We start from the raw sequence: 4,371 nt of genomic DNA on the forward strand, positions 1-4,371 counted from the left end.
CGCCCAGCGCAGCAACTCGGCACGCTCCTCATCGGACAGCACAACTTCGACGGCACGAGGACCTCGAGACATGAAAACAGGCTACAGACTTAAGCCCGCGATTTCAGGCGCATCACACTAGCTTCCCGCGATCGGACAGGTAGCTCAGGTAGATGTGATCAAGCGTCCCGCACCGGGAATCATTCACCTTCACACTCACGGCAGGAGATCCATGTTCGGTGACATCTGAATAAGGGACGTTCGGGGCCGGAAAAAAACTCCGGCCCCGAACGTCAAGTGCAGATAATCGTCACCGCAGTACGTCTCGGACATACTCGCGTACGACGGCCCCTGACGTACAAAAGCGCCTGGAGGCGGTCACGGACCGGCTGCTCGAGCAGTAGACGGTGCCGAGGACCGAGCCTGCAAAACTGTCAGCGCAGCCTCTCCAGTGCCTCCTGCGCCCTGGCCGCCAAGCCGTCCGCACCGCAAGACCGGGCCAAGGTCAGCCCGTGCTCCAGTTCCGACGCAGAGCGGGACGCGATGCCATAGTCGACGCGGGCCAGGGCGTGTTCGTAGGAGGAGGGGGACGCTTCCAGGTAGGTGGCGGCGCGGGCATGGAGGGAGACCGCGCGGGGGCCGGTCTCCAGGGCGGCGGCGCAGCGGAGGGCCTCTCCTATGGCCGTGTCGGTGCCGAAGCGCTCGGCCTGGGCGCGGAGGTCGGTCGCGATCTCCGCGGCGCGCCTGGGGTCCGAGGCGGCGAGTGCCCGGGCGAGTTCGCCGGCCCAGGGCGCCATCACGGTGTTGTGACCGCCGCGGGAGGCGGCCATCTTCTCGGCGACCTCCAGCTCGTTCACGCCCTCCTCGAGGCGCCCGGTGGCGATCAGGAGGCGGCCGCGGATGGAGTGGGTGTCGGGGGTGACGTTCGTGGACGGGTGGGGCGGCTCGAAGGCGTATCGTTCGGCGATCTCCTCGGCCTCGCCGACGTGGCCGCGGGCGAGCAGCGTGTCGATGAGCATGCAGACCACCGACCAGTGCATGGGCAGGCGCCGGCCCACACGGTCGATGAGCCGCAGTGACTCGCGCAGGAAGTCCTCCGCATCCCTCAGGCGGCCCCGTCTGCGGTGCACATAGCCGCCGTAGGCGAGCGCGAGGGACAGATGGCCGCCGCTCCACCCGGCGATCTCGTACGACCGCTGGGCCTCGGTGAAGAGGCTTTCGGCGCGGTCGAGGCGGTCCGCGAACGTGTACGAGACGCCGAGCATCATCAGGAGCTCGAAGGTCCACTCGGTGTCGGTCCAGCCGAGTCCGGGGGCGAGGCGGCCGTTGACGAGGGCGCGGTCGCACAGTTCGACGACCTCCTCGGCGTTCTCCCCGCGGGTCGTCGCATCGAAGGCGCGCAGGATGAGCAGGGCGCGCTCGGAGTTGTCGCGGCCGGTGAGCGGCTTGACGAGTTCGGCGAGGCGGCGGGAGCGGCCGGGCGCGTCCTGCTCGCCGGCGTGGAGGCCCTCCCACATGTAGTGCACGGCCTGCAGCCGCATCCGGTCGGGGCCCGGCTTCTGCCGGGTGACCTCCTCGTCGATGGTTCGGACGGCCTCTTCCAGCTGGTCGTTGTGGACGAGCGCCTGGGCGAGACGGCAGACGGCGTCGACGCGCAGTTCGCGATCGAGGCCATGCAGGGTGAGTGCCTCCCGCAGGTGCTGGATCGTGGTGGCCGGTGAGGTGAGAAGGGTGGCGCAGCCCAACTCGTAGAGCACGCGCGCGTGGACCTCGGGCAGCGGGGGTTCGAGCAGGGCGCGCTCCAGACAGCGGCGGGCCGCCTCCGGGGCGCCGACGGCGAGGTGCTCGCGGGCGGCCTCGCGCATCTGCTCGACGAGTTCGGGGTCGTCGTCCGGGTGCACTTCCAGGAGATGGCGGGAGGCCGCCGCGGCACCGAGGCCCGAAGCGGTGACGACCGAGGCGGCCACGCCGTGCATCGCGGTGCGCAGGCCGTCCGGGATCGAGCGGTAGACCGCGCCGGCGATCAGCGGGTGGACGAACTCCAGCTCGCCGTCGGCCACTTCGCCGTTCGCCCGGTCGGCGCCGGTGAGGATACGGGCCGCACCCAGCAGCTCCGCGCAGTGCTCCGCGTCCTCCAGCGGCATCCCGGCGAGTTCGGCCGCGAGTTCGAGGGAGATCCGGGTGCCGAGGATCGCGGCGGCCCAAGCGAAGCGGGTGGCGTCGACGCCGAGCGTTTCGAGGCGGTCGACCAGGCCTCGGCCGCGCGCCGACCGGTTGAGTCCGCGCAGTTCGGTGGCCGAGCTCTCAACCGGTTCGAGATCGCTGTCCTGGACCTTGGCGAGGAGTTCCACGGTCTCGTACGGATTGCCGCCGGTGACCGCCCACACCTCGCGGCAGAACGGGGTGTCGGCGTGCTCGCCGAGCGTGGCGCGGGTGAGTGCGGCCGTGGCGTCCGGTGTCAGCGCGCTCAGGGTGGCGGTCCGGTCGGCCTTGGCGCCGATCGCGTCGAGATGGCGGGCGCTCTCGCCGGTGACTCCTGCGGGGCGGCGGGCGACCACGACGAGGACGGGCAGGTCGTCGAGGCGGTCGGTGAACGTGGCCAGCCAGTGCAGGGTCTCCTCGTCGGCCCAGTGCGCGTCGTCCACGAGCAGCACCAGTGGCCACTCGCGCCGGGCGAGCCTGCGCACCGCCACGACCAGTCCGTCGCACACATACTGCGGATCGGCCTGGCGCTCGCCCGCTTCGGCTATACCGAGGGCGGGTCCGGCGATGTCGTACCAGTCGCCGAAGTACTCGCGCGCCTCGTCCGGCATGAGCGATACGAGCGCGGGCTGCAGCAACTGCCGTACGACATTGAAGGGGACGGACGTGAGGGTCTCGCCGCCGCGCGCCGACCACACCGTGCAGCGGCGGTCCAGCGCCATCCGGCGGGCCTCGGCGAGCAGTGCGGTCTTTCCGATGCCGGCCTCGCCGCTGAACACCAGCACGCTGCCCGCGGCCGAACCGGCGCACAGGTCGTCGACGGCCTCCGCGATCGCGGAGAGTTCCGCGTCGCGCTCCCGGAGGGGAGACTCCGTCATCCCGCTACCTCCCCAGGTCGCCCAAATGACGTACAGGCCATGAGCCTAGTCCTCCCCGAGCCGTCCTGGCGCCTGGTCGGACCACCTGTTGCCGTCACGGGTGACGGTCGTGGACGAGAGGCGACGGAACGGGCCGCCGACCAGGCCAGGCGAATGTCGTCGAGCGTCAACAGCCGGGAGATTCATGGGAGTCGGCGGGATGCCCGGGCAGTCGACCCGAATACCTTGGACTGTCGGCCGGGTCCTCTCATCCCGCTTTCACACGAGCCACATACCGTGTCCCCATGACCCACGTGACTCCCCCCGGCTGGTACCCCGACCCCGGGCAGACAAGTGACGGCCCTGCCACACAGCGCTGGTGGGACGGAGAGGCGTGGACGGAGCAGACCCGTCCCGCCGACGCGGCGGCCGCATGGGGTCCGTCGGCGTACCCCGCGTACGCCGGGGCGTACCCGGGCACGCCGCCCGTCTCTCCGCGCCGCGGCCTGCGGATGGGCATCGCGATCGCCGCGGCGGTGGCGGTCCTCACGGGCATAGGCGGCGGCGTGTACGCGCTGACCGCGGGCGACGGTTCGGGCGGCGGCGATCAGAGCAACGCCCGCCCGGCACCCACCTCGCCCGGCCCTCAGGGGCAGGACGGCGGCGGTCAGGGCGGACCGGACGGCGGTGAGAGCGGGGCTCCGGGGCAGCCCGAACGACCGCAGACCGAGGAGGGTTACGCCACCGACGCGCTGAGCGGCATCAGCATTCCCGTGCCCGACGGCTGGACCGGCAGGTCCGGGCAGATCGGTGGCGCCTCGGTGTCGACGGGGACGTATCCCTGTCCCGGAGACACCTCGGAGGAGTGCGTACGCGGCGGAGCCAACTCGATGCCCGCCGCGGTCCTGGAGATCAAGGCGACCACCGCCGAGGCGGCGGCGAAGGAGGACATCTCCAAGAACGCCCAGGAATCATACGGCGGCGCGACCTACGGCAAGATCACCTCGCACGACGAACTCGCCTCCAAGGCGGTGACCGTGGCGGGCGAGAAGGGCTACATGGTCCGCTGGAAGGTCGTCACCAGCAAGGGCGACGACGGCTATGTGGAGTCGCTCGCCTTCCCCTCCCCCGCCAACCCGGAGATGCTCGTGCTCGTCCGCTTCGGCATCGACGTGAGCGAGCAGGCCCCGAAGCTGTCCGCGATCGACGAGATCACCAAGGGCATCAAAGAGGCCGCGGGCGGTGGCGGCAGCGGGGAGAACGTCTGACGGGATCCGGTGACATGGATCCGGCCGGGTGGGGTGCCTCTCCGCTCTGGAGGCATCCCACCCCG

The 4,371-nt window shown here is 70.9% G+C and carries 2 protein-coding genes; one reads left to right on the top strand and one right to left on the bottom strand.

What is annotated here, in order from left to right; all coding sequences use genetic code 11:
• Positions 1-413: 413 nt before the first annotated feature.
• The gene (locus tag ACYVO6_RS41455) at positions 414-3,059 is read right to left on the bottom strand and encodes an ATP-binding protein (RefSeq protein WP_461070744.1); all 2,646 of its coding nucleotides are present in this window, start codon (positions 3,057-3,059) and stop codon (positions 414-416) included.
• A 284-nt stretch (positions 3,060-3,343) separates the two neighbouring features.
• On the opposite strand from ACYVO6_RS41455, the gene ACYVO6_RS41460 reads away from it, so the two are divergent.
• Positions 3,344-4,306, top strand: a complete 963-nt coding sequence (locus ACYVO6_RS41460) for a DUF2510 domain-containing protein (protein ID WP_461070746.1) — start codon at positions 3,344-3,346, stop codon at positions 4,304-4,306.
• Positions 4,307-4,371 lie beyond the last annotated feature (65 nt).

It is taken from the genome of Streptomyces pseudoechinosporeus (genome assembly GCF_054783935.1).